This window comes from Rhizobium sp. BK312 (assembly GCF_014193605.1).
GTDB lineage: Bacteria > Pseudomonadota > Alphaproteobacteria > Rhizobiales > Rhizobiaceae > Rhizobium.
This window is the reverse complement of sequence record NZ_JACHZP010000001.1, coordinates 545,928-569,102: the sequence shown is the minus strand read 5'-3', so window position 1 is coordinate 569,102 and position 23,175 is coordinate 545,928. Positions and strand designations below refer to the sequence as shown.

Here is a 23,175-nt window from a genome sequence, read left to right as displayed (position 1 = left end):
GGGTTATTTCTCGCTGTCGAGATGCGTCAGCTGCGCTTCGGGGTAGCGGCCACCGGCAGCGGCGTCTTTCGGGATCGCGCGTTCGATCGCGGCCATATCGGCCTCAGACAATTCAACCGAGAGCGCTCCCAAGGCTTCCGTCAGGCGGTCGCGGCGACGGGCGCCGATGACCGGGACGATATCCTTGCCCTTGGCTGCGACCCAGGCAATCGCGATCTGAGCGACGGTTGCGCCCTTCGCCTCGGCGATCCGGCGTAAAGCTTCCACCAGTTCCAGATTCTTTTCGACGTTTCCAGCCTGAAAGCGCGGGCTTATCGTGCGGAAATCGCCCTTTTGGACATTATCCTTCTGCCAGTGGCCGCTGATGAGGCCGCGCGAAAGAACGCCGTAGGCGGTGATACCGATACCTAGTTCACGGCAGGTCGGCAGAATCTTGTCTTCGATGCCACGCGAGATCAGCGAATATTCGATCTGTAAGTCGATGATCGGATGGACGGCGGCGGCGCGGCGGATGGTGTCAGCGCCGACTTCAGACAGGCCGATATGCCTGAGGTAGCCTGCCTTGATGAGATCCGATATCGTGCCGATCTGATCTTCAATCGGCACGTTCGGGTCGAGCCGGGCAGGGCGGTAGATATCGATGTAATCGACGCCGAGGCGCTGCAGCGAATAGGCGACGAAATTCCGGATCGCCGCCGGCCGGGCATCGTAGCCGAGCCATGCTCCGGCGGGATCGCGCAGCGCGCCGAACTTGACGCTCAGCAGGAAATCGTCCCGCTTCAACCCCTTGATCGCTTCGCCGATCAACATCTCATTGTGGCCCATGCCGTAGAAATCACCGGTATCGAGCAGGTTGATCCCAGCATCGAGCGCGGCGTGGATGGTGGCGATGCTTTCGGTGCGATCAGACGGCCCATACATGCCAGACATGCCCATGCAGCCGAGGCCAAGTGTCGATACCTGCGGTCCGGTTCTTCCCAGTTGATGTTTTTCCATCGTTACTCTCCTTGGTCGAAGGTGCGCCCTCTTTTCCAGAGGCCTCTGTGATGATGTTTTACTCCGCTGCTCTCTGTGCGATAATCCCGGTAAATCGAAACAGGTCGTTTGGAATTTCGCACAATGGATGACTTGCCACTGGCAGACCTGGTTGCCTTTACTGCGGTTGCCCGCGAACGCAGCTTTCGTGAAGCGGCACGCAAGCGCGGCGTTTCCGCCTCGTCATTAAGCGAAGCGGTTCGGCGGCTGGAGGAGCGGCTGACGGTCCGTCTGCTCAATCGCACGACCCGAAGCGTGACGCCGACGGAAGCTGGGGAGCGGCTGATGGAGCGGCTGACGCCCGCTATGAGCGAGATCTCTGTGGCGCTTGACGATATCAACAGCTTTCGTGACAGCGTCGGCGGGACTTTGCGGCTGAATGTGCCGATCGTCGCTGCCATGGTCGTCATGCCCGACATCATCAGCCGCTTTCTGAAGGAGTATCCGGCGATATCAGTCGAAATCGTCGCCGAGGACAGTTTCATCGATGTGGTGGCGGCCGGCTACGATGCCGGGATTCGCTATGACGAGCGGCTGGAAAAGGACATGATCGCCGTGCCCATCGGGCCTCGGCGACAGCATTATATCACCGCAGCGGCGCCGGCCTATCTAGCCGCAAGCGGTACGCCGCAACATCCGCGCGATATACTCGAGCATCGCTGCATTCGTCATCGCTTCCTGAGCGGATCGGTAGTGCCTTGGGAGTTCGAAAGGAACGGCGAGACGATCTTCATTACGCCGCCGATGGTGGTTGCGACGAATTCGATCGAGATAGAGCGCAGCGCTGCGGCGGCTGGATTGGGCATTATCAGGACATTCAAAGAGTTTCTTGCGCCGCAGATTGCGAGCGGAGAATTGGTGCCGATTTTGGAAGAATGGGACACGGCTTTTTCCGGTCCGTTTCTCTATTATGCCAGCAGACGTCATATGCCGGCACCGCTTAGAGCCTTCGTCGACTTTCTCAATCGAGAACAGCGGCGCGGTCGCGACAGATAGTCGCTTTTGTGCCAAGGATCAAAAAAAGCGTTCGATAAATCAATAGGATTGAAGCGTTCACGTATTGTTTCCGCCAAAATCTTTATGTATGGGGAACGCACCGGTTTTTCGTTCACGTTCTGTCTCTTTCATCGAGGCGGAGCCGCCAGAAGGCATCTCCATGATCGATCAGAAATTCGCCCGTCGAGGCCTGTTCCTCGTCTTCCTTATCCTCTTCCTCGACGTCATCGGTATCGCGATCATCATGCCGGTGATGCCGAAATATCTTGAGGAGTTGACGGGTGCCTCGGTCAGCACGGCGGCGACCGAGGGCGGCTGGCTGTTGCTGGCCTATGCCGGCATGCAGTTTCTGTTTTCACCCTTGATCGGCAATCTGAGCGATCGCTATGGCCGTCGGCCGCTGCTATTGGCCTCCGTGCTGACCTTCGCGATCGACAATTTCATCTGTGCGATTGCCGGCTCATACTGGATGCTGTTTGTCGGCCGCATCCTCGCCGGCATCAGCGGCGCAAGTTTCTCGACCTGCTCCGCCTATATCGCTGATATCAGCAATGACGAGAACCGCGCGAAGAATTTCGGCCTGATCGGCATGGCTTTCGGTGTCGGCTTCGTGCTTGGCCCCGTCATCGGGGGCTTTCTGGGCGAGTTCGGTCCCCGCGTGCCCTTCTATGGCGCGGCGGCTCTCGCGTTCCTGAATTTCGTCGGCGCCTATTTCCTGCTGCCGGAAACGCTCGACGCCAAACACCGCCGGCCCTTCGAGATCACGCGCGCCAATCCGTTCGGCGCGCTGAAGCACATGCGCCGCTACCAAGGTATCGGCTGGGTCTGTGTCGTGATGTTCCTGAACTGGCTGGCGCATGGTGTTTACCCGGCGGTCTGGGCTTTCGTCACCTCCTATCGCTATGACTGGAGCGAGGGGCAGATCGGCTTCTCGCTCGCTGTCTATGGGATAGGTGCCGCCGTCGCCATGGGTCTCGTATTGCCACGGCTGGTGCCTGTGCTCGGCGAGTGGAAGACCGCAGTGCTCGGAATGGTGTTTTCCGGTCTCGGCCTGATCGGCTACGCCTTTTCATGGCAAGGTTGGATGGTTTACGCAGTTATCGTCCTGACTGTCATTGAAAATGTCGCGGACGCGCCGCTTCGTTCCATTGCAGCCAGCAAGGTTCCGCCTTCCGCACAAGGCGAATTGCAGGGAGTGCTCGGCAGCCTGACGAGTATAACCGCCATCATTGGGCCGGTGCTGTTTCCGTATCTGTTCCAGTATTATACCGCGCCAACCGCACCCGTCGTTTTTGCTGGTGCGCCCTTCATCATGAGCGCAATCCTGGTGGTCGCCGGCCTTGTCGTGCTCGTGGCGAAGGTCCGCAAGACCGAGCCGAAAGCGGTATCCCAATCGCAGGCGGGCGAAGCGGCCTAAAATATCATCAGATATTTTGATGTTCTGATGAATTCTTTAGCATTATCGACTTGTCTGCTGGCTTTTTAACCTAGGTTGCGTTAATGCGGCAGGCTCGCGCACCCTTGGGTAGGACGGTTTGCGCGACTCTAAAGATCGAGTCTTCGCTATGGATATGCCTGCACCTGCGCGCCCTTACGCGCATGACAATAATAATTCGTGGTCTGCACATGTGCGCGCAACGCTTGCGCTGGGCATTCCGCTGATCGGTGCGCAATTGGCGCAGCTCGGGATTAACACCACTGACGTCATGATCGTGGGCCGGCTCGGTGCCGAGCAACTGGCTGCAATGGTGCTTTCCGCGCAGTTTCTGTTCACGATCCTGGTTTTCGGTTCGGGTTTTTCCATCGCAGTCATGCCGCTGGTGGCGCAAGCCTATGGCAGAGGCGACGCTACCTCGGTGCGCCGTGCGCTGCGCATGGGCCTCTGGGTCGTAACGGCCTATTGGCTGTTGGCGCAGCCGGCTTTCTTCTATTCCGAGGAGATTTTGCTTGCGGCGGGGCAGAAGCCCGATGTCGCGAAATTGGCGAGCGGCTATATCGACATCGGCCACTTCGCCGTCTTGCCGGGGCTGCTCTACAATGTCATCCGGGCGCTGGTGAGCGCCATCGGCCGCGCCGGCATTATCCTCAAAGTGACTATCGCCATGTTGGTGATGAATGCCGTGCTTGCCTATATCCTGGTGCTCGGCCATTTCGGCCTGCCGGCGATGGGCCTGCATGGTGCGGCCATTGTCTCGGTCGCCGTGCAGACCGCCGGTTTGCTGTTCATCGTTGGTTACGTGCAAGCCCACCAGGAAACGCGGCGCTACGAGATCTTTGTGCGATTCTGGCGGCCCGACTGGCATGCTTTATGGGATGTCATCCGGTTTGGTTTCCCAATCGGCGTAACGGTTCTCGCTGAGGTCAGCCTATTCACGGCAGCATCGCTGCTGATGGGCCAGATCGGCACCGTCGAGCTTGCTGCGCATGGCATCGCTTTGCAGTGGGCGTCCATCGCCTTCATGATTCCGCTGGGCCTCAGCCAGGCGGCGACCGTGCGCGTCGGCGTCGCTCACGGGCAGGGCGATCATTTCGGCCTGAAGCGTGCCGCCATCGTCGCGCTCATCCTTTCGAGCTGCATCGCGCTTTGCGGCAGCATACTGTTTGCGACTATACCCTCCTGGCTGGCAAGCTGGTTCCTTGACGTTCATTCGGCCGAGGCGCCTGAGGTCCTTGCCTTTGCCGCCCCGCTGATCGTCGTGGCCGGCTTCTTCCAGCTTGTCGATGGGCTGCAGGCGATTGCGAGCGGTCTGCTGCGTGGACTGAAGGATGCGCGTGTGCCGATGATCCTGGCGCTGATCGCTTATTGGCCAATCGGCTTCTTCCTCGCCTGGTTGCTGGCGTTTCCGCTGAATTTCGGCGGTATCGGCATCTGGTTCGGGTTCCTGCTCGGCCTTGCCTCCGCAGCGGCGATGCTTTGCGCGCGCTTCTACATTCTCGTGCGGACGGAGAAGGCTGCCTCCGCTTGATAGCGAGAGTCATCCCCGTCCTGCGAGACTACTGACAAAAATTGACAGCATGATCGTCTATATCTGTCTCATACCAGAGACGGGAGACGACCATGAATTTCAAGGCAAGCAATCCTAGTGATGCCGCGCTTTTCCCGCGGGACGATCAGATCAATCGGGGGGCGGCCGTACGCCTCCTGCCACACGCCAACACGTCGTCCCGGCGTCCGGAGCCGGAGCAGAAGTCCTACTGGTTGGCCGTGGCCAGTGCCGAGCATGTACGCATTGGGCGCGAACATGGCTTCATGCAGGTGAACCACGGCAAGCGAGCCCCCTTGAAGCGTATCAAGCCGGGCGATGGCATCGTCTACTACTCCCCTTCAGTGAAGATGGGCGAGAGGGACGGCTTTCAGAGCTTCACCGCCATCGGTTTTGTCCGTGAGGGTGAGCCTTACCTTGCCGAGATGGGTTGCGGAAAAGCCTATCGCAAGGATGTGGACTGGCTTGATGCGCCCGAACAGCCGCTCCGTCCTCTCCTGGGCTGGCTTGATTTCACCCAGGACAAGAATTGGGGCTACAAGCTGAGATTCGGTCTCGTTGAATTCGGGCAGTCGGATTTCGAGTTCCTCGAAGAAATCCTGATGAGCGAGCTCGAAGTGGTCAAGCAGCGCCGCCTACAAGCCTGAGCTTCGGCAAGCATGAACATATGTGCCGAGAGACCTCCCAAGTTGACGCACAAAAAGAAAGCCTCGGATTGGCACCAATCCGAGGCTTTCTCATGCGATTAGATGGTCGGCTTTATCAGGCGCGCTCGGCCAGGGCTTCTTCGCCCTTCTTTTCGCGCACTAGGTTGATGAAGCGGCGGAAGAGATAGTGGCTGTCCTGTGGGCCGGGCGATGCTTCCGGGTGATGCTGCACGGAGAAGACCGGCTTGCCGGAAACGCGAAGACCGCAATTGCTGCCATCGAACAGCGAAATATGAGTCTCCTCAACGCCTTCAGGCAGCGACTTCGAGTCGACTGCGAAGCCGTGGTTCATCGAGACGATCTCGACCTTGCCGGTCGTATGGTCCTTGACCGGATGGTTGGCACCGTGATGGCCCTGATGCATCTTTGCAGTCTTGGCTCCGAGGGCGAGGCCAAGCATCTGATGGCCGAGGCAGATACCGAAGAGCGGGATTTCGGTCTTCAGCAGATCCTTGATGACGGGCACGGCATATTCGCCGGTCGCTGCCGGGTCACCGGGGCCGTTCGAGAGAAAGATGCCATCCGGCTTGAGATCGAGGACGTCATTCGTGGAAGCCGTCGCCGGCAGGACGGTGACCTTGCAATCGAGGCCGGCGAAGAGGCGCAGGATGTTGCGCTTGACGCCGTAGTCCAGGCAGACGACATGGTACTTGGCGTCATCGGCGCCGAGTTCGCCATAGCCTTCGTTCCAGACCCAGGGTGTCTGCGACCATTGCGAGGACTGGCCGGAAGAGGCGACCTTGGCGAGATCAAGACCTTCAAGTCCGCTCCAGGCCTTGGCGTCCGCCTTCAGCTGCTCGATGTCGAAGACGCCGTTCGGATCGTGAGCGATTACGCCATTCGGCATGCCGTTCTCGCGGATCCAGGCGGTCAGCGCACGCGTGTCGATGCCGCAGAGACCGATGATGCCGCGCGCCTTCAGCCACTGGTCGAGGTGCTTGGCGGCGCGGTAGTTCGAGGGGTCGGTGATATCGGCCTTGAAGATGACGCCGACGGCGCCGTGACGGGCGGCGGGCGTCAGGTCTTCGATGTCTTCATCGTTGGTGCCGACATTGCCGATATGGGGGAAGGTGAAGGTGACGATCTGGCCGAGATAAGAGGGGTCGGTCAGGATCTCTTCATAACCCGTGAGCGCGGTGTTGAAGCAGACTTCGGCCTGGACCTTGCCGGTCGCGCCGATACCCTTGCCTTCGATCACAGTGCCATCCGCGAGAACGAGGAGGGCAGTCGGCTTTTCAGTGGTCCATGGGGCTGTGGCGGTCATAGTCGTCATCCCGTTTCCGGCGTCGGGCGCGGCCTTGAAGAGACCGGCGGTTCCGCCATGTTTGTAGCAAGGTGCAGCCGTCGACAGAGGTCGCGGCTTGAGATCTTCCTATCGATCTTATGTGCAGGTGATGGACATAGCTAAACAAGGCGAGCCGGTCAATGCGCGCTTTTGCTTTCCCGCCAAGGAATTCGGGCTCTCGGGCGCAATTGCGTTGATCGACACTGTTGGTTTAAGAGACAGCAACATGACATAAGTGGCCGGGACGATCGTCGCCGGCCTGCTTCAAGGAGTTAAAGACATGATCCGCGAAACCCTTTCCAACGCCCAGAAAGATGCCATGAAGGCCAAAGACACGGCGAGGCTTTCGACCGTCCGTCTCATCCTTGCAGCCATCAAGGACAAGGACATCGCCAATCGCGGTCTCGCCAAGGAACAGGCGAGCGAAGACGAGATTCTGCAGCTGCTCGCCAAGATGATCAAGCAGCGTGAGGAATCGGTGAAGATCTACATCGAGGGCGGCCGTCCGGAGTTGGCTGACAAAGAGCGCGACGAAATCGCCGTCATCCAGGGTTTCATGCCGGAGCAGCTTTCCGAAGAGAAGGTTCGCGAGATCTGCGTTGCGATTGTCGCGGAACTTGGCGCGCAGGGCCTGAAGGATATGGGCAAGTGCGTGGCCGCCCTGCGCGAGCGCTATGCCGGTCAGATGGATTTTGCCAAGGCTTCGGCTATCTTGAAGGAGCTGCTGAAGTAAAATTCTGTTTCGCGCTCGGCATGCGGATTGGCCGCGTGCCGAGGGTGTTTTGCCAGGCGGCGTCTATGATGGCGAGCTTCCCCGCCTGATAGTTGCAATACTCCTCGACGAAGGCGCTCGAGAGCCAAAGTTGGCTCCGCCCCGGCGATCCCGTCCACCCGACGCTTTGCATCTTTATGGCCTTGTTCATGAGTCGCTTTGCGTTTGTTCTGGAGATCAGAAAGCGGTTGCAGATATCGGTAAAGGCCACCGGCCCGATAATCGCTTTTTTTGTCGCGGTGTTGATCGTCCCGATGCGGGAGATCAGATAATCCATGATGATGCCGCCCGAGTTTGCCCAGGTAAACAGGTCGAAGGTTTCTCCCGGATTGCGCAGCTTGCCGTTTTCGATGATGCCAACCGAGATCGTGGGCTGCAGCAGGGCAATGAGTTCCGGTTTTTTGCCAAATGAGGCGTTACGCTTGCCGCCATCCAACCGATCCAGCACGGAAAGATGGATGCTCAGCCAGAGCGCAAGCTGTTTTGCGGCCTCTTCGGTGGGCTGCATCGGCCGAGCGCGCCGATCATTGGCTATGGGCAGGTAGCGCAGGAAACCGAGAGCAAGCATCTCCTGAATAAAGCTGAGCGCGGTGTTGTGGCTGGCGATTTCATGCTCGACAATATAGTTGGCGAAACGATTGGCATGGATGCCGGGCGGTTCTCCGTCGATGCCGCCGCAATAGAGGGCGAAGCCGGCAAGCGCCATCAGCCAGCGCTGCTGTGAAGCAAAGACGGAGCATACGCGCTGATTCTGATCATAAGTGGATATAATCTCTCGTGTATAATCGAGGATTTCTGGGAAAAAATTCGGGTTTTTTGTAAGTTCCTTTGTAGACAAAGACATGCAACCGTCTCCGATCAACTGAACTAAGTTTCAAATTGTCTGACGAGATAATTAATAAGATCGCATATACGTAGATAATAAAGGATATCGATCGATATCATTGCGTCAAGATATTCGCGGCGAGGAACCAAAGATGTTCCGCAGCGTGTGCTCAATACTCGTGCTGTCGCGAAATGGAGATGGCCAAAATTAGAGAAGGCAGGAGCTGGGGGAGCTCCTGCCTTCTTGCGCTTTGCTGACATTTGATGACGCAGGGTGGGGCCCAAAAATCAAACGTCTTTTGCAAAGGCACTCAGGTGGGGCGGCGCCGGGGGTAGGGATGGTGCCCCACCTGAGTATCTGCTGAACTTATCGGAGAATCCTGATCTGCTGGGGCAAAGCCAATGCCTGCGGCGGCAGTTCGGACATTTGAATCTTTACGCCTGCTGAAAGGGCAGGGACTTTCATATCCGCCGGCAGCTGATATCCTGCACCGGCATAGAGCACGTTCTTGTCGCTGGCGCTGCCGGTCATCGTGGCCGAGCTATAAGTAGCTGTGGCAAAGATGGCTGCTGCTGCCAAGGGTACGATAAGAACGCGCATTTTTCTCTCCTAAACTGAAAGCCCGTACCTGGTGGCCTTCGGTTCGTCAGGGCGTCTCGGCATGTCGCGTCGCGAAGAAGTCCTTCGCCGGCTTGTCTCGCCCTGTGAGAAGGACGCTATTGCGACGCACACCAACAATCAAATTACAAAAAAATAATGTTTGGCTTACGAACCATGCCGCAAATGTGCCTTCAAGGAGTGTCGCCCGGGCGCGATTGCTTTGCAGCCATTGATTGTTCATGGCGTCGCCCTTGTTCGCATTTGTCGACCATAGGCTGTGCAAGCCTTTGCTTTTTCGCAGATTTTTGCGGACGAAATAGTTACTCCTATGGACATAATTCTACCAGTTCCGGTCACGGTGAAGCGGTTTTTGGGCGTTTCGGGCCTGTCGAACGCGGCCGTGGATTTCGAGGCGAATACGAATAAATGTGCCGCCGTGTTCACGGAGTTGTGATCGAGGGGCGAAAATGCAATCGCCTGCAAAGGGCTGTGAATAGCGTGGGAGGCGGTCGGGTGGTCGTGGCAATGCCCCGTATTCCTGTTTATATGGAGCGAGCCAGAGGTAGCCATGCGATTTTCCAATACGTTTCTCGATGAGATTCGCGACCGCGTCTTGATTTCAGACGTGATCGGTCGTCGCGTGACGTGGGATCGGCGCAAGACCAATGTGCCGCGCGGCGATTACTGGGCCTGCTGCCCCTTTCATGGCGAGAAATCGCCGAGCTTCCACTGTGAGGATCGCAAAGGGCGCTATCACTGCTTCGGCTGTGGCGTCACAGGCGACCATTTCCGCTTTCTGACCGAATTGGAGGGCTTGAGCTTTCCGGAGGCCGTGCAGCAGATCGCCGACATGGCCGGCGTTCCGATGCCCGTTGCCGATCCGATGGAGGCGAAAAGGGAGAAGGAACGCACGTCGCTGCTCGACGTCATGGAAATGGCGACGCAGTTCTTTCAGGATCAGTTGCAGACGGCCAATGGCGCACGGGCGCGAGCCTATCTGCGTGATCGCGGCCTCAGCGGCCGCACGATCGAGACCTTCCGTTTGGGATATTCGCCCGATAGCCGCAACGCCCTGAAGGAGCATCTTGCCAGCAAGGGTGTGCTGAAGGAGCAGATGGAGGCCTGTGGCCTCGTCGTGCATGAGAACGTGCCGGTCTCCTATGACCGCTTCCGCGACCGCATCATGTTTCCGATCCTGTCCTCGCGCGAGAAGGTGATTGCCTTCGGTGGCCGCGCCATGTCGCCGGATGCGCCGGCGAAATATCTGAACTCCAACGAGACCGAGCTCTTTCATAAGGGCAATGTGCTCTACAATTTCACCCGCGCCCGCCGCGCTTCGCAGGGCGCCGATGGCGCCGGGACCATTATCGCGGTCGAAGGTTATATGGATGTCATCGCGCTGCATCAGGCCGGCGTCGAGAATGCCGTTGCGCCGCTCGGCACGGCTCTGACGGAGAGCCAGCTCGATCTCCTCTGGAAGATGGCGCCGGAGCCGGTGCTCTGCTTCGATGGCGATGGCGCCGGCATCCGCGCCGCCAATCGTGCCGCCGATCTGGCGCTGCCTCATATCAAACCGAACCGCACCGTACGCTTTGCGCTCTTGCCCGATGGCAAGGATCCCGACGATCTCGTGCGGCAGGATGGGCGCGCACCGTTCGACAAGGTGCTGGCGCAGGCAAAGCCGCTGGCCGACCTGATTTGGACGAGGGAAGCCGGGAGCGGCACCTTTGAGACGCCGGAAGCGCGGGCGGAGCTGGAAGCACGGTTGCGGCGCATCGTGTCTGTCATCGGCGACGAAGATGTGCGCCGCCATTATCAGCAAAATATGCGCGAGCGGCTGAACGGGCTGTTCCAGCCGCAGTTCCAGCGGGGCGGCCAGCAGGGGCGTGGTTTTTCCCGCGACGGTAATAGCCGCAACTTTGCAGGTCGTGGCGGACAGGCGCGTACCGGGGCTGCGGTGGCGACGACCGCATCCGATCGCTTGCAGCGTTCCGCCATGATCAAGGGACATCAGGATATTCCGAGCCTTCGCGAAAGCGTGCTCGCTTTGACCATCGTCAACCATCCGGCACTGCTACAGGACGAATATGACGAGATCGCCGCGATCGATTATGACAGCCGCGAACTGCAGCGGCTCTGGTCTGCGGTCCTCGGGGCGGCTGCAACTCTGGTTGGGCCTCAGCTCGTGCGCGAGCGATTGCTCGAGCAATTGGAAGAACAGGATTTCGGCGCCCTGCTGAAAAGCTTGGAACAGCAGATTCGCAATGCCCGCCTGTGGACTGCCACCGAGGCCGCCGCCATGGAGGATGCGCGCGAGGGCTATCGCCAAGCACTTGCGCTCCACAAGCGCTCGAAAGCATTGCGCTGGCACAAGATCGAGCTGGAAGGCGCTATTGCCGAGGCGACGGAAGAAGGCGACGGTGAAGCGATCGAGCCGTTGATTCGCGCCTTGCAGGAAGTACAGCTCGAGGCGCTGCGTCTGGAAAATCAGGAAGCGATCATCGATGGCTTCGGCGTGCTCTCCGGTCGCGTTAAAGGTGCCGCTGGAAAATAGGGAATAGATGCCTCAGCCTGAACGACAAGAGCCGCGATTTTCCGTAGACGACGCATTGTTTGGTGAGGGCACACGTGCGCCGGCGCCGCTCGATGTGCTGAAACGTGTCTATGGCTATTCCGCCTTTCGCGGTAAGCAGCAGCAGGTGATTGAGCATGTCGTCTCCGGCGGCGACGCGGTCGTGCTGTTTCCGACCGGTGCCGGCAAGTCGCTGTGCTTCCAGATTCCCGCGCTTTGCCGCGATGGTATCGGCATCGTCGTCTCGCCGCTGATCGCGCTGATGCGGGATCAGGTAGAGGCGATGAAGCAGCTCGACATTCGTGCCGCCGCCCTGAATTCGTCCCTGTCGCGCGAGGAAGCGAGCGATGTCTATCGCGCCATTTCCGCAGGCAAGCTCGATCTGCTCTATGTAACCCCGGAACGCATCGTAACTGAGGGCTTCTGCCAGATGCTCGGCCGGGCGAAGATCGCGCTTTTCGCGATCGACGAGGCGCATTGCGTCTCGCAATGGGGCCATGATTTCAGGCCGGAATATCGCGATCTCGGCCGGCTTGCCGAGCTTTTTCCTGGTGTTCCGCGCATCGCGTTGACGGCAACGGCCGATCCCCATACCCGCGAAGACATTATCGAGCGGCTGGCTCTCGACGGTGCCAAGGTCTTCACCACCAGTTTCGATCGTCCGAATATCACTTACGAGATTGTCGAGCGCGACCAGCCGCGCCAGCAATTGCTGCGTTTTCTCGAGGGCCATCGGGGCGATAGCGGCATCGTCTATTGCCTCTCCCGTGCCAAGGTCGAGGACACGGCGGAGTGGCTGAATGGGCAGGGCATCCGCGCGCTTCCCTATCATGCCGGCATGGATCGAGCGCTTCGCGATGCCAATCAGGATGCCTTCTTGAAAGAGGAAGACCTGTGCCTCGTAGCGACGGTTGCCTTCGGTATGGGCATCGACAAGCCGAACGTGCGTTATGTCGCCCATCTCGATCTGCCGGGATCGGTGGAGGCCTATTACCAGGAGACTGGCCGCGCCGGGCGCGATGGGCTGCCCTCCAATGTCTGGATGGCTTATGGCATGGCCGATGTCATCCAGCGCGGGCGGATGATCGACGAAGGCGGCGCGTCCGAGGAAATCAAGCGGGTAGAACGGGCAAAGCTCAATGCGCTGCTCGCGATCTGCGAGACGGCCGGCTGCCGGCGGCAGTCGATCCTTTCGCATTTCGGCGAGGCACATGGCGGCGGCTGCGGCAATTGCGATACCTGCCTGAAGCCTGTGGAGACCTGGGACGGAACGGAAGCTGCCATCAAGGCGCTTGCCGCCGTCTATCGCACCGGCGAGCGTTTCGGCACCGGCCATGTCATCGATGTGCTGATGGGAACGGTCAATGAGAAGACCGAGCGTTTCGGCCACATCGATATGCCGGTTTTCGGCGCAGGTAAGGATATTCCGTCTCGCACCTGGCAATCGATCTTCCGGCAATTATTGGCGAACGGCTTTATCAGCATCGACCACACGGCCTTCGGTGCCATGAAGCTCCAGGAACAGGCAAGGGCCGTCTTCAAGCGCGAGCGGCAGGTGTTTTTCCGCAAGGATCGGCCCGAAACGGGCCGTCGCGGCAAGAAGGCGGGACGACCGGAGAAGCAGGCGCACGGGCTTTTCGGCGAGGCACAGGCACTGTTCGATGCGCTGCGGGCCGAGCGCACCCGGATCGCCAAGGAGTTGGGCGTGCCGCCTTACGTCGTTTTTCCGGATACGACGCTGATCGCCTTTGCGACAGAACGGCCCAGGAATCACCGAGATCTTCTAGGGATATCGGGGGTCGGGCAATCGAAGCTGGACCGCTATGGAGACGCGTTCCTTACCGTGATTTCGGAGTTCGCCAATCGGTGACGTGTTGATGCCATTATCGAAGCCCGCCTGCTGACACGCTACATGCGCACCGTCATTCCGCCATCGACGGTCAGGACGTGGCCGTTAACGAAAGAAGCGGCATCGCTGGCGAGGAAAAGTGCTGCGCCCGCAATCTCGTCGGGACGTCCCCAGCGCTGAACGGGGATGCGTTGGCGCACGATGGGGATCAGGTCTTCGTTCGCGACCATGGCGGCGTTGGTTTCCGTTGCGAACCAGCCTGGCGCGATGGCGTTGCTTGTGATGCCGTGAGGGCCAAATTCCACAGCCATGCTACGCATTAGACCTGTCAGACCCTGCTTGGCGGCGGGATAGACGCAGTCACCCGGCATGACGACCTGTCCGCTGATCGAAGTGACCGAGATCAGCCGCCCGTGATTATTTCGTTTCATCAGGCGCGCGGCGTCGCGGGAGAGCATGATCGAGGCGGCGAGATCCGTGTTGAGCAGGGCGATGATCGCCTCGTCGTCGAAGTCGGCCAGCGGGCGCCTGTCGCGGGCACCGACGTTGTTGATCAGTATGTCGAGCCGGCCGTGATTTTTCTCGATGGCGTTTATTGTTGCATGCCGAGCGTCGCGATCGGAAATGTCGAAGGCCGCGGTTTCGGCGGAGCCACCTCTCGCCTGGATGATCCCAATCGCCGTATCCAACGTCGCCGCGGTCCGCCCATTGATTATGACGTGTGCTCCGGCATCAGCGAGAGCCTTCGCCATTTCGAATCCGAGCCCGCGTCCGCCTCCCGTGATGAGGGCAACCCGTCCTGCGAGGGAGAATCTATGGAATATGCTCATGGCTCTCCCTTATTTTCAGAGTAACGCAATCTGTTGCAAAATATTGGACTGAGTCAAGTAATTTTTGCGATAACCAGCAATGAGGCCTGGCTGGAAAGTTGCGTGATTTCCCTCTGCTTCGACAGATCCTGTCGAAACCGTCGCCTATCGCGCGGACGTCACGGCGTTGCGCATTTTTGCCGCTGTCGGATGCAGCAACAGGCCGGATCCTATGTTATTCCTTGATTAATTAGGCCCTTTGACCAGCATCGGAATGCGACCATGACTTCAGCGTTCATATCCCATTTGCGCAACGAACTTCTCGGCCTGAAAGAAGCCGGCCTCTATAAAGCCGAGCGCGTCATCACCTCCAAGCAGGCTGGCGAAATCGCTGTGCTTGGCGGCGCGCGCGTCCTCAATTTCTGTGCCAACAACTATCTCGGTCTCGCTGACAACGAGGAGCTTGCCGAGGCCGCGAAGACGGCGCTCGATCGCTATGGCTACGGCATGGCCTCGGTGCGCTTCATCTGCGGCACGCAGGAAGAGCACAAGCAGCTCGAGGCGCGGATTTCGGCTTTCCTCGGCATGGAGGCGACGATCCTCTATTCGTCCTGCTTCGATGCCAATGGCGGGTTGTTCGAGACGCTGCTGTCTGAGGAGGATGCCATCATCTCCGATGCGCTCAACCATGCTTCGATCATCGACGGCGTGCGGCTCTCCAAGGCAAAGCGCTTCCGCTATGCCAACAATGACATGGCGGCTTTGGAAGAAGAGCTGAAGAAAGCGGAAGGTAGCCGCTTCAAGCTGATCGCGACGGACGGCGTCTTCTCGATGGACGGCATCATCGCCAACCTCGGCGGCGTCTGCGATCTGGCGGAAAAATATGGCGCGATGGTCATGGTCGATGACAGCCATGCGGTCGGCTTCGTCGGCGAGCATGGCCGGGGATCGGCCGAATATTGCGGCGTCGAAGGCCGGATCGACATCATCACCGGCACGCTCGGCAAGGCGCTCGGCGGTGCCTCGGGTGGCTATACGTCGGCGAGAGGCGAGATCGTCGAATGGCTGCGGCAGCGCTCGCGTCCGTATCTCTTCTCGAACACATTGGCGCCCGTCATCGCGGCTGCTTCCTTGAAGGTCTTCGATCTGATCGAGAACGGTGCCGACCTGCGTGCACGCCTTCAAGGCAATGCCGAACTCTTCCGCCGTGAGATGACCAAGCTCGGCTTCACGCTTGCCGGCGCCGATCACCCCATCATTCCCGTCATGCTCGGAGATGCAAAACTCGCGCAGGACATGGCGGCGCTCATGCTGCAGAAGGGCGTCTACGTCATAGGCTTTTCCTTCCCCGTGGTGCCGAAGGGGCAGGCGCGCATCCGCACGCAGATGTCAGCCGCCCATTCGAAGGCCGATGTCGAAAAGGCGATTGCAGCCTTTGCCGAAGCCGGAAAAGAACTCGGAATCATTTGAATTGGTTGGAGAGAACCGATCATGTCGAACATGATGAAAGCGCTTGTTAAAGCCAAGCCGGAAGTCGGGCTGTGGATGGAGCATGTCCCAGTTCCCGAGGTTGGGCCGAACGATGTTCTGATTCGGGTCAAAAAGTCGGCTATCTGCGGCACGGATGTCCATATTTGGAACTGGGATCAATGGGCGCAAAAGACCATTCCCGTACCGATGGTCGTCGGCCACGAATTCTGCGGTGAGATCGCCGAGATTGGTTCGGCCGTGACGAAATATCATGTCGGCGAGCGCGTCTCGGGCGAAGGTCATATCGTTTGCGGCAAATGTCGTAACTGCCGGGCGGGCAGGGGCCATCTCTGCCGCAACACGCTCGGCGTCGGCGTCAACCGCCCCGGCTCCTTCGGCGAGTTCGTCTGCATACCCGAATCCAATGTCGTGCCGATCCCCGACGATATCCCGGATGAAATCGCCGCGATCTTCGACCCCTTTGGCAATGCCGTGCATACGGCGCTTTCCTTCGATCTGGTCGGTGAAGATGTGCTGGTGACCGGCGCAGGGCCGATCGGCATCATGGGTGCGATGGTCGCCAAGCGCTCCGGCGCCCGCAAGGTCGTCATCACCGATATCAATCCCATCCGGCTGGCGCTCGCCCGCAAGGTCGGCATCGATCATGTCGTCGATGCCTCGAAGGAAAATCTCGCCGATGTTATGAAATCCATCGGCATGACCGAGGGTTTTGACGTCGGGCTGGAAATGTCGGGTGCGGCTCCTGCCTTTCGCGACATGATCGATAAGATGAACAATGGCGGCAAGATCGCCATTCTCGGCATCGCGCCGGCCGGCTTCGAGATCGACTGGAACAAGGTCATCTTCAAGATGCTGAACCTGAAGGGTATCTATGGCCGTGAGATGTTCGAGACCTGGTACAAGATGATCGCCTTCGTGCAAGGCGGTCTCGATGTATCGCCCCTCATCACCCATCGTATCGGTATCGATGATTTCCGCGATGGCTTCGAAGCAATGCGCTCGGGCAATTCCGGCAAGGTCGTTATGGACTGGAATTGATGCCATTCGGTCACACTTCCGGCCTCGGTAATACCTGCCGATGCTGGAAATGTGAGGCTTTGCTCAGGATGCTCTTGTCATCGCGCGGGGACTTCCTAAATACGGGAAACAATAAATTGCTGCGTGCGTAGCCTGTGGATAAGGCTTTTTCGCGCATTTAACGGGCTTTTTTGCTGGAAAAGCTTGACGAGAACTAAAATTCTGGGAATCACCGTTTAACTTCGGAAAGAACGGTAAACTGGATCAAGCGGATCACCTAATACCATGGCCGGAAATCCAAACGCAATCCAGCTTTGCAATCCGGTGGCGGTGATCGTGGTTAATCGGGCATTAAAGGTCATTCCGTTAGGTGTTCGTCGGTGAGTCGCGGCTGGTGCAGGGCGCGCCAGCCAGTGTGATTGTTTCACCGCGTGAAAGTTTGCAGCGTCAGGGAAAGCGACGATATAAAAATGGCAACAAAGGTCAAAGAGAACGAAGAAGCTGAAGTCGAGCGCGACGGCACCTCCGACGGCCCCCTTCTCGATCTTTCCGACGACGCGGTCAAGAAGATGATCAAGGCCGCGAAGAAGCGCGGCTACGTGACGATGGACGAGCTCAATGCCGTTCTGCCGTCCGAGGAAGTGACGTCCGAACAGATCGAAGACACGATGGCCATGCTTTCGGACATGGGCATCAACGTCATTGAAGACGAAGATGTCGAAGAGGCTGGCGCTGCTGCCAGCGACGACGACGATGCCGGCGGCGACGATGAAAGTGAAGGCGGCGAACTGGCCCCCTCCACCGGTTCCGCGCTTGCGACCGCGAAGAAGAAAGAGCCGACCGACCGTACGGACGACCCGGTGCGCATGTATCTGCGCGAGATGGGTTCCGTCGAGCTTCTGTCGCGTGAAGGCGAAATCGCGATTGCCAAGCGCATCGAGGCTGGCCGCGAAACCATGATCGGCGGCCTCTGTGAGAGCCCGTTGACGTTCCAGGCGCTGATTATCTGGCGCGACGAACTCAACGAAGGCACGACGCTGCTGCGCGAGATCATCGACCTCGAAACCACCTATTCCGGTCCCGAGGCCAAGGCTGCGCCGCAGTTCCAGAGCCCTGAGAAGATCGAGGCTGACCGCAAGGCAGCCGAAGAGAAGGAAAAGGCACGCCGCGGCCGCTCTCCTTCCGGTGACGACGACATCACCAATGTCGGCGGCGAAGGCCTGCCCATCGAGGAAGAGGAAGAGGACGAGGACGAATCCAACCTCTCTCTCGCCGCGATGGAAGCCGAGCTTCGCCCGCAGGTGATGACGACGCTCGACATTATCGCTGAAACCTACAAGAAGCTGCGCAAGCTGCAGGACCAGCAGGTCGAGCAGCGCCTGTCGGCTTCCGGTACGCTGTCTTCGGCGCAGGAGCGCCGCTATAAGGAGCTCAAGGATGAGCTGGTCAAGTCGGTCAAGTCTCTGTCGCTGAACCAGAACCGCATCGACGCCCTCGTCGAGCAGCTCTACGATATCAACAAGCGCCTTGTTCAGAACGAAGGCCGCCTGCTGCGCCTTGCCGAATCCTATGGCGTCAAGCGTGACAGCTTCCTGGAGCAGTATCAGGGCGCCGAGCTCGATCCGAATTGGATGAAGTCCATTGGCAATCTGGCTGCCCGTGGCTGGAAGGAATTCGCCAAGAGCGAAAACACGACCATCCGCGACATTCGCCAGGAAATTCAGAACCTTGCGACCGAAACCGGTATTTCGATCTCGGAATTCCGCCGTATCGTTCACATGGTTCAGAAGGGCGAGCGCGAAGCGCGCATCGCCAAGAAGGAAATGGTCGAAGCCAACCTGCGCCTCGTCATTTCCATTGCCAAGAAGTACACCAACCGCGGCCTGCAGTTCCTCGACCTCATTCAGGAAGGCAATATCGGCCTGATGAAGGCGGTCGATAAATTCGAATATCGCCGCGGCTACAAGTTCTCGACCTACGCCACCTGGTGGATTCGTCAGGCGATCACCCGTTCGATCGCCGACCAGGCACGCACCATTCGTATTCCGGTGCACATGATCGAAACGATCAACAAGATCGTTCGCACGTCGCGCCAGATGCTGCATGAAATCGGCCGCGAGCCGACGCCGGAAGAACTGGCCGAAAAGCTCGCCATGCCGCTCGAAAAGGTGCGCAAGGTTCTGAAGATCGCCAAGGAGCCGATCTCGCTCGAAACCCCGGTGGGTGACGAAGAAGATTCGCATCTCGGCGATTTCATCGAGGACAAGAATGCGCTTCTGCCGATCGACGCCGCCATTCAGGCGAACCTGCGTGAGACGACGACCCGCGTTTTGGCATCGCTGACGCCGCGCGAAGAGCGTGTGCTGCGCATGCGCTTCGGCATCGGCATGAATACCGACCATACGCTCGAAGAAGTCGGCCAGCAGTTCTCGGTGACGCGCGAACGTATCCGTCAGATCGAAGCCAAGGCGCTGCGCAAGCTCAAGCATCCGAGCCGCAGCCGCAAGCTCAGAAGCTTCCTCGACAGCTGAGGTCTGGCGCAAGCCGACATCGGTGTTTTATGAGATAAGGCCCGGTTCGCGAAAGCGAGCCGGGCTTTTCATTGGCACTATCAAATTTGAGGAGCCGCTTATGGCAAGCAAGCCGCAATTCATGGAGACATCCCTTCCTGTCCGACTGCGCGATCTGCTGGCCGGGTACGAATGGCGACAGGATGGGCTCGGGCGTTCCTCGGCCCATGTTTTCCGGCTTGAGGCCGATAGGCGTGCGCCGGTCTATCTCAAGACCGAGCTGGCCGATCCCTTGGGTGAGCTGGCCGGCGAAGTTGCGAGGCTGCGATGGCTCGCCTCGCAGGGTTTTGCCTGCCCTGAAATCATTGCCCACGAGACGGACGGTGAACGCGAATGGCTTTTGATGGGTGCTCTTCCCGGCAGCGATCTCGTCAGCGCCGAGTGGTTGCAGCCGCTTGAGCGGGTGCGGCTTTTGGCGGATGCGTTGCGGCAATTGCATGCCATCGATATCGCCGCTTGTCCCTTCGATCATCGGCTGGAGAACAGAATCGGCACGGCAAAGGCGCACTTGCTTGCCGGTCGCGTCGATGAGGATGATTTCGATGAGGCCCGGCTTGGAAGATCGGCAGAAGATCTCTTCCGCGAACTTCAGGCCAAGAGACCGTCAATGGAGGATCTTGTCGTCACCCATGGAGATGCCTGCCTTCCGAATTTCATGGCCGACGGCCCGAAGTTCAGCGGCTATATCGATTGCGGTCGTCTCGGCGTGGCTGATCGCCATCAGGATATTGCACTTGCCTGTGGCAGCATCGAGCACAATTTCGGAGAGGAATTGGTTGCGGAGTTTTTGAAAGCATATGGCGATTTTCAGCCACAAGAAGAAAAGATGGCATACTATCAGCTACTGGATGAGTTCTTCTGACCGGGCATGCGACTGTCTAGGCGAAGCGCGATCACGCAGGTTTGTTTTTGCGCCATTGCGGATCGCGCAGAGGCCTGACAAGTTCGATTTCGACCGATGCCTCTTTCGCGGTGCGTGGTCGGGCACCATATGTCAGCGACCGGAAAATCTTCTGATCTGTTTGCCGATAAGGATCGAATGAATCGATGCATTGTTTTCGCCTGATTGCTTTCTCGTCGCGAGCCATCCGCTGAACGATGGAAAAGGTCGCGGAAAAACGGGATAGGGAAATAAGGCCGGGCTTTGTCCTGTCGATCCTTCTGCACGTCCTGTTTGTCGCGATTTTTTTGCTGCCGCTATTTCCCGCGCCACCCGAGGCGAAGCCCGAGCAGAGCGTCAATGTCGAGTTGGTGCCGCAGCAGGGGGAAAAGCAGGAGCTTGCGACCAAGGCGAACGAGAAGCCCGATCAGCCTCCGAAGCCGACGCCGAAACCTGACGAGAAGCCGGCGGAGCAGACGGCCGAAACCCAACAGGAGCCACAGCAGCCCGAGGGAAAGAAAGCGGACGAGCAGCCGCCGAAGCAATCCGATCCCAACGGCAAGAAGCAGGCAGAGAAGTCTGCATCAAAACCTGACGAGGCCACGGCGGATAAGCCGGTAGAGCAGGCGAAGTCTGAGCCCAAACCTGATGATCCCAGTGCTGAGAAGCCGGTCGAAAAGGCTGAGCAGAAACCTCCTGTCGTAGACGTGCCTGTTCCAGACATGGACGGCGATCAGAAGAATCCGACCACTACACAGCAGGCCGACGCTTCGGAGCAGCGGAACGATATGCCTCCAACGCAACCAAACAATGCCGCGGCGGAGCAACAGGCAGCTGCACAAGCGCCAGCAATACAACAGGCGCAGGATGCCCAGCAGCAGGCTGATGCCAAGGACCAGACGGTCAATGCGGCTAAGCCACTGGCGAGCGATTCGACCAACACGGCCTCATCATCGGTGCCTGATGTTCTTGCGACCAACGAGCCTTCGGATTTTCAGGTGCAGCAGCGGCAGGCGGCGGCGTCCGATCTGAAACAGCGGGCGCCTTCTGAGCAGGTCGAGAATGAAGCGAAAGACCTGCCGCAGATTGTCGTTCCGGCGGTAAAACCTTCTCCCTCTCAGCAAGCTTCTCAAGGTCAGACCACTTCGAGCAGTCAGAGCGATCAGACCGAGGGCGCTGCTTTGGTAACTGAAGCGCAGCCTAAATCAGACGCGACGAAGATGGCTGTCCGCGCGAAAAAGCTTTATTCAGAGGTCGAGATGGCTCGACTGTCGAAGAGCAATTATGATGCCTGGAAGAAGATGCCACGTAGAGAGCGCGTTTCGTATCTTTGTCGCAGTGAAGCTCTAGCTCAATTTGGGCATGAATTTAACGCGCCAAATTATGTCAATTCGGCATTCTCGCCTACTATGCTAAGTGACACTGGTGTCTCCGCGGACGGGTTAGCGGTTCCGACCTCGAAAGGTTGGTATAGAATTGCCTTCAGGTGCAAAGTTGACGATGCCGCTTTGAAGGTCACGGCTTTCTCATACACGAACGATGGACGTGTCCCCAGAAATCAGCTTGAGAGGCTCGGTTTGCCTGTATTTTGACGAAGCTGACAATCATGCTTTCAGGCTAGAAAATAGTTTATTCCCAACCCAATCGAAATTGGGATCATTTCATCATACAATTGCCTGTATCTCCCTGATTCAGTGTCCTCCCATCGCACTTTTCTGAAGATTCCGATGTCCTCGATTACAGCCGATTCCAGCTCTGCGGCCGCAAGCCGCTCCGCCCTGCGTGGTGTCCTTGTGGCATTCGCGTCCTATGCCGTCTTCGCCTTCAGCGATGCCTCGATCAAGATCCTGCATGGGGTGATCCCCTCCTATCAGGTCGCCTTCATCGGCGCGCTGTTCGGCTTTGCTGCCGTGCCTTTCCTGAAGAAACGGGAGGACGAATGGCTTGATATGGTGAGGACGTCGAACCGTCCCTTGTGGCTGTTGCGTTTCGTCTGCGGCGCGACTGGCGCGATCTGCTCCGTCGTTGCCTTCACCAAGCTGCCAATGGCGGAAGCCTTCGCGCTGCTGTTTCTGCTGCCGTCCTTTGTCACCATTCTCTCGGTGATCTTTCTCAAGGAAGATGTACGCTGGCAGCGCTGGACGGCGGTCATTCTCGGTTTCGTCGGTGTGCTGATCGTCCTGCGACCGGGTTTTCGCGAGCTTTCGATCGGTCATCTCTGTGCGGCGATCGGCGGTCTTGCGGCGGCGATCTCCATCGTCGTCAACCGCGCGCTCGGCTCAAAGGAGAAGCGCATCTCGCTTTATGGCGCTGGTCTTTTTGGAACGCTTATCGTCAGCGGCCTTCTCATGCTGTCCGAAGTCACCATGCCGACGCTGACGCAGTGGATATTCCTCGCGAGCTACGGCCTGCTTGGCGCGTGCGGCAGCGTCTTGCTCTTGACGGCCGCGCAGATGGCGCCCGCCAATCTGGTTGCGCCGCCGCAATATAGTCAGATGCTCTGGGCGATCGCCTTCGGTTACCTGCTGTTCAACGATAGCATCGATATGCCGATGGCCGTCGGCATCGTCCTCATCATCTTTTCCGGCTTGCTGACATTGGCGCGGGAGCGCAAGCGCGGCACGCCGCTGCCGGCCGCCGTTACCGGCGATACGCAGGCGGCATTGGCAACGGTGGAGGATCACAAGGCCGCAGGAGGCGCTTAAGCCTTGTGTCCTGATTGCGGATGCGCAAAATTGCCGCTCGAATAGGATGTCATAGCTGATACAGCGAATGGGCGGGA

18 protein-coding genes are annotated in these 23,175 nt (G+C 58.7%); 13 read left to right on the top strand and 5 right to left on the bottom strand.

The annotated features are described in order from the left end of the window. Positions 1 to 3: 3 nt before the first annotated feature. Complete coding sequence (locus FHT85_RS02740; protein WP_112411620.1) at positions 4 to 996, bottom strand: aldo/keto reductase; 993 nt, start codon at positions 994 to 996, stop codon at positions 4 to 6. A 123-nt stretch (positions 997 to 1,119) separates the two neighbouring features. Here FHT85_RS02740 and FHT85_RS02735 point away from each other — a divergent pair, with 123 nt between their 5' ends. From FHT85_RS02735 to FHT85_RS02720, 4 genes are all read left to right on the top strand, one after another. Further along, on the top strand, positions 1,120 to 2,031 hold the full coding sequence (locus FHT85_RS02735) for a LysR family transcriptional regulator (protein ID WP_112399056.1): 912 nt from the start codon (positions 1,120 to 1,122) through the stop codon (positions 2,029 to 2,031). A gap of 160 nt (positions 2,032 to 2,191) precedes the next feature. After that, positions 2,192 to 3,448, top strand: coding sequence for a TCR/Tet family MFS transporter (locus FHT85_RS02730; protein WP_112334806.1), 1,257 nt, complete (start codon positions 2,192 to 2,194; stop codon positions 3,446 to 3,448). Positions 3,449 to 3,596: 148 nt separating this feature from the next. Beyond that, positions 3,597 to 4,997, top strand: coding sequence for an MATE family efflux transporter (locus FHT85_RS02725; RefSeq protein ID WP_112411621.1), 1,401 nt, complete (start codon positions 3,597 to 3,599; stop codon positions 4,995 to 4,997). Between the two features lie 92 nt (positions 4,998 to 5,089). Beyond that, entirely contained in the window at positions 5,090 to 5,662 is a 573-nt protein-coding gene (locus tag FHT85_RS02720) for an EVE domain-containing protein (protein ID WP_112334355.1), read from the top strand. 115 nt (positions 5,663 to 5,777) lie between these two features. On the opposite strand, the gene carA is transcribed toward FHT85_RS02720, so the two are convergent. Continuing rightward, positions 5,778 to 6,986, bottom strand: coding sequence for a glutamine-hydrolyzing carbamoyl-phosphate synthase small subunit (gene carA, locus FHT85_RS02715; protein WP_112334807.1), 1,209 nt, complete (start codon positions 6,984 to 6,986; stop codon positions 5,778 to 5,780). 301 nt (positions 6,987 to 7,287) lie between these two features. Here carA and FHT85_RS02710 point away from each other — a divergent pair, with 301 nt between their 5' ends. Then, positions 7,288 to 7,740: a GatB/YqeY domain-containing protein gene (locus FHT85_RS02710; RefSeq protein WP_183773954.1), complete on the top strand. Its 453-nt coding sequence runs from the start codon at positions 7,288 to 7,290 to the stop codon at positions 7,738 to 7,740. Here the strand turns inward: FHT85_RS02710 and FHT85_RS02705 are convergent. Together FHT85_RS02705 and FHT85_RS02700 are read right to left on the bottom strand one after the other, a co-directional pair. Next, complete coding sequence (locus tag FHT85_RS02705; RefSeq protein WP_246779866.1) at positions 7,715 to 8,485, bottom strand: hypothetical protein; 771 nt, start codon at positions 8,483 to 8,485, stop codon at positions 7,715 to 7,717. The two genes, FHT85_RS02710 and FHT85_RS02705, sit on opposite strands and share 26 nt — an antisense overlap. A gap of 486 nt (positions 8,486 to 8,971) precedes the next feature. Then, positions 8,972 to 9,205 (bottom strand): hypothetical protein, encoded by a 234-nt coding sequence (locus FHT85_RS02700; protein ID WP_015340561.1) that lies wholly within the window; start codon positions 9,203 to 9,205, stop codon positions 8,972 to 8,974. 568 nt (positions 9,206 to 9,773) lie between these two features. Here FHT85_RS02700 and dnaG point away from each other — a divergent pair. Together dnaG and recQ are read left to right on the top strand one after the other, a co-directional pair. Continuing rightward, on the top strand, positions 9,774 to 11,759 hold the full coding sequence (gene dnaG / locus FHT85_RS02695) for a DNA primase (protein WP_112411623.1): 1,986 nt from the start codon (positions 9,774 to 9,776) through the stop codon (positions 11,757 to 11,759). A gap of 7 nt (positions 11,760 to 11,766) precedes the next feature. Continuing rightward, entirely contained in the window at positions 11,767 to 13,647 is a 1,881-nt protein-coding gene (gene recQ, locus FHT85_RS02690) for a DNA helicase RecQ (protein WP_112411624.1), read from the top strand. 38 nt (positions 13,648 to 13,685) lie between these two features. Here recQ and FHT85_RS02685 read toward each other — a convergent pair whose 3' ends face one another. Next, a complete protein-coding gene (locus tag FHT85_RS02685; protein ID WP_112411625.1) occupies positions 13,686 to 14,456 on the bottom strand; it encodes an SDR family oxidoreductase in 771 nt (256 codons plus the stop codon). 261 nt (positions 14,457 to 14,717) lie between these two features. Here FHT85_RS02685 and FHT85_RS02680 point away from each other — a divergent pair, with 261 nt between their 5' ends. From FHT85_RS02680 to FHT85_RS02655, 6 genes are all read left to right on the top strand, one after another. Then, the gene (locus FHT85_RS02680) at positions 14,718 to 15,905 is read left to right on the top strand and encodes a glycine C-acetyltransferase (RefSeq protein ID WP_112334361.1); all 1,188 of its coding nucleotides are present in this window, start codon (positions 14,718 to 14,720) and stop codon (positions 15,903 to 15,905) included. 21 nt (positions 15,906 to 15,926) lie between these two features. Further along, positions 15,927 to 16,964 (top strand): L-threonine 3-dehydrogenase, encoded by a 1,038-nt coding sequence (gene tdh, locus FHT85_RS02675; protein WP_112411626.1) that lies wholly within the window; start codon positions 15,927 to 15,929, stop codon positions 16,962 to 16,964. 449 nt (positions 16,965 to 17,413) lie between these two features. After that, the gene (rpoD, locus tag FHT85_RS02670; RefSeq protein WP_015340553.1) at positions 17,414 to 19,474 is read left to right on the top strand and encodes an RNA polymerase sigma factor RpoD; all 2,061 of its coding nucleotides are present in this window, start codon (positions 17,414 to 17,416) and stop codon (positions 19,472 to 19,474) included. Positions 19,475 to 19,574: 100 nt separating this feature from the next. After that, entirely contained in the window at positions 19,575 to 20,375 is an 801-nt protein-coding gene (locus FHT85_RS02665; RefSeq protein ID WP_112411627.1) for an APH(3')-II family aminoglycoside O-phosphotransferase, read from the top strand. Positions 20,376 to 20,611: 236 nt separating this feature from the next. After that, positions 20,612 to 21,985 carry a DUF930 domain-containing protein gene (locus FHT85_RS02660; RefSeq protein ID WP_112411629.1) on the top strand — a complete coding sequence of 458 codons (1,374 nt, stop codon included), beginning with the start codon at positions 20,612 to 20,614 and terminating at the stop codon, positions 21,983 to 21,985. A 135-nt stretch (positions 21,986 to 22,120) separates the two neighbouring features. Beyond that, positions 22,121 to 23,098: a DMT family transporter gene (locus tag FHT85_RS02655; protein WP_112411630.1), complete on the top strand. Its 978-nt coding sequence runs from the start codon at positions 22,121 to 22,123 to the stop codon at positions 23,096 to 23,098. Positions 23,099 to 23,175: the final 77 nt, after the last annotated feature.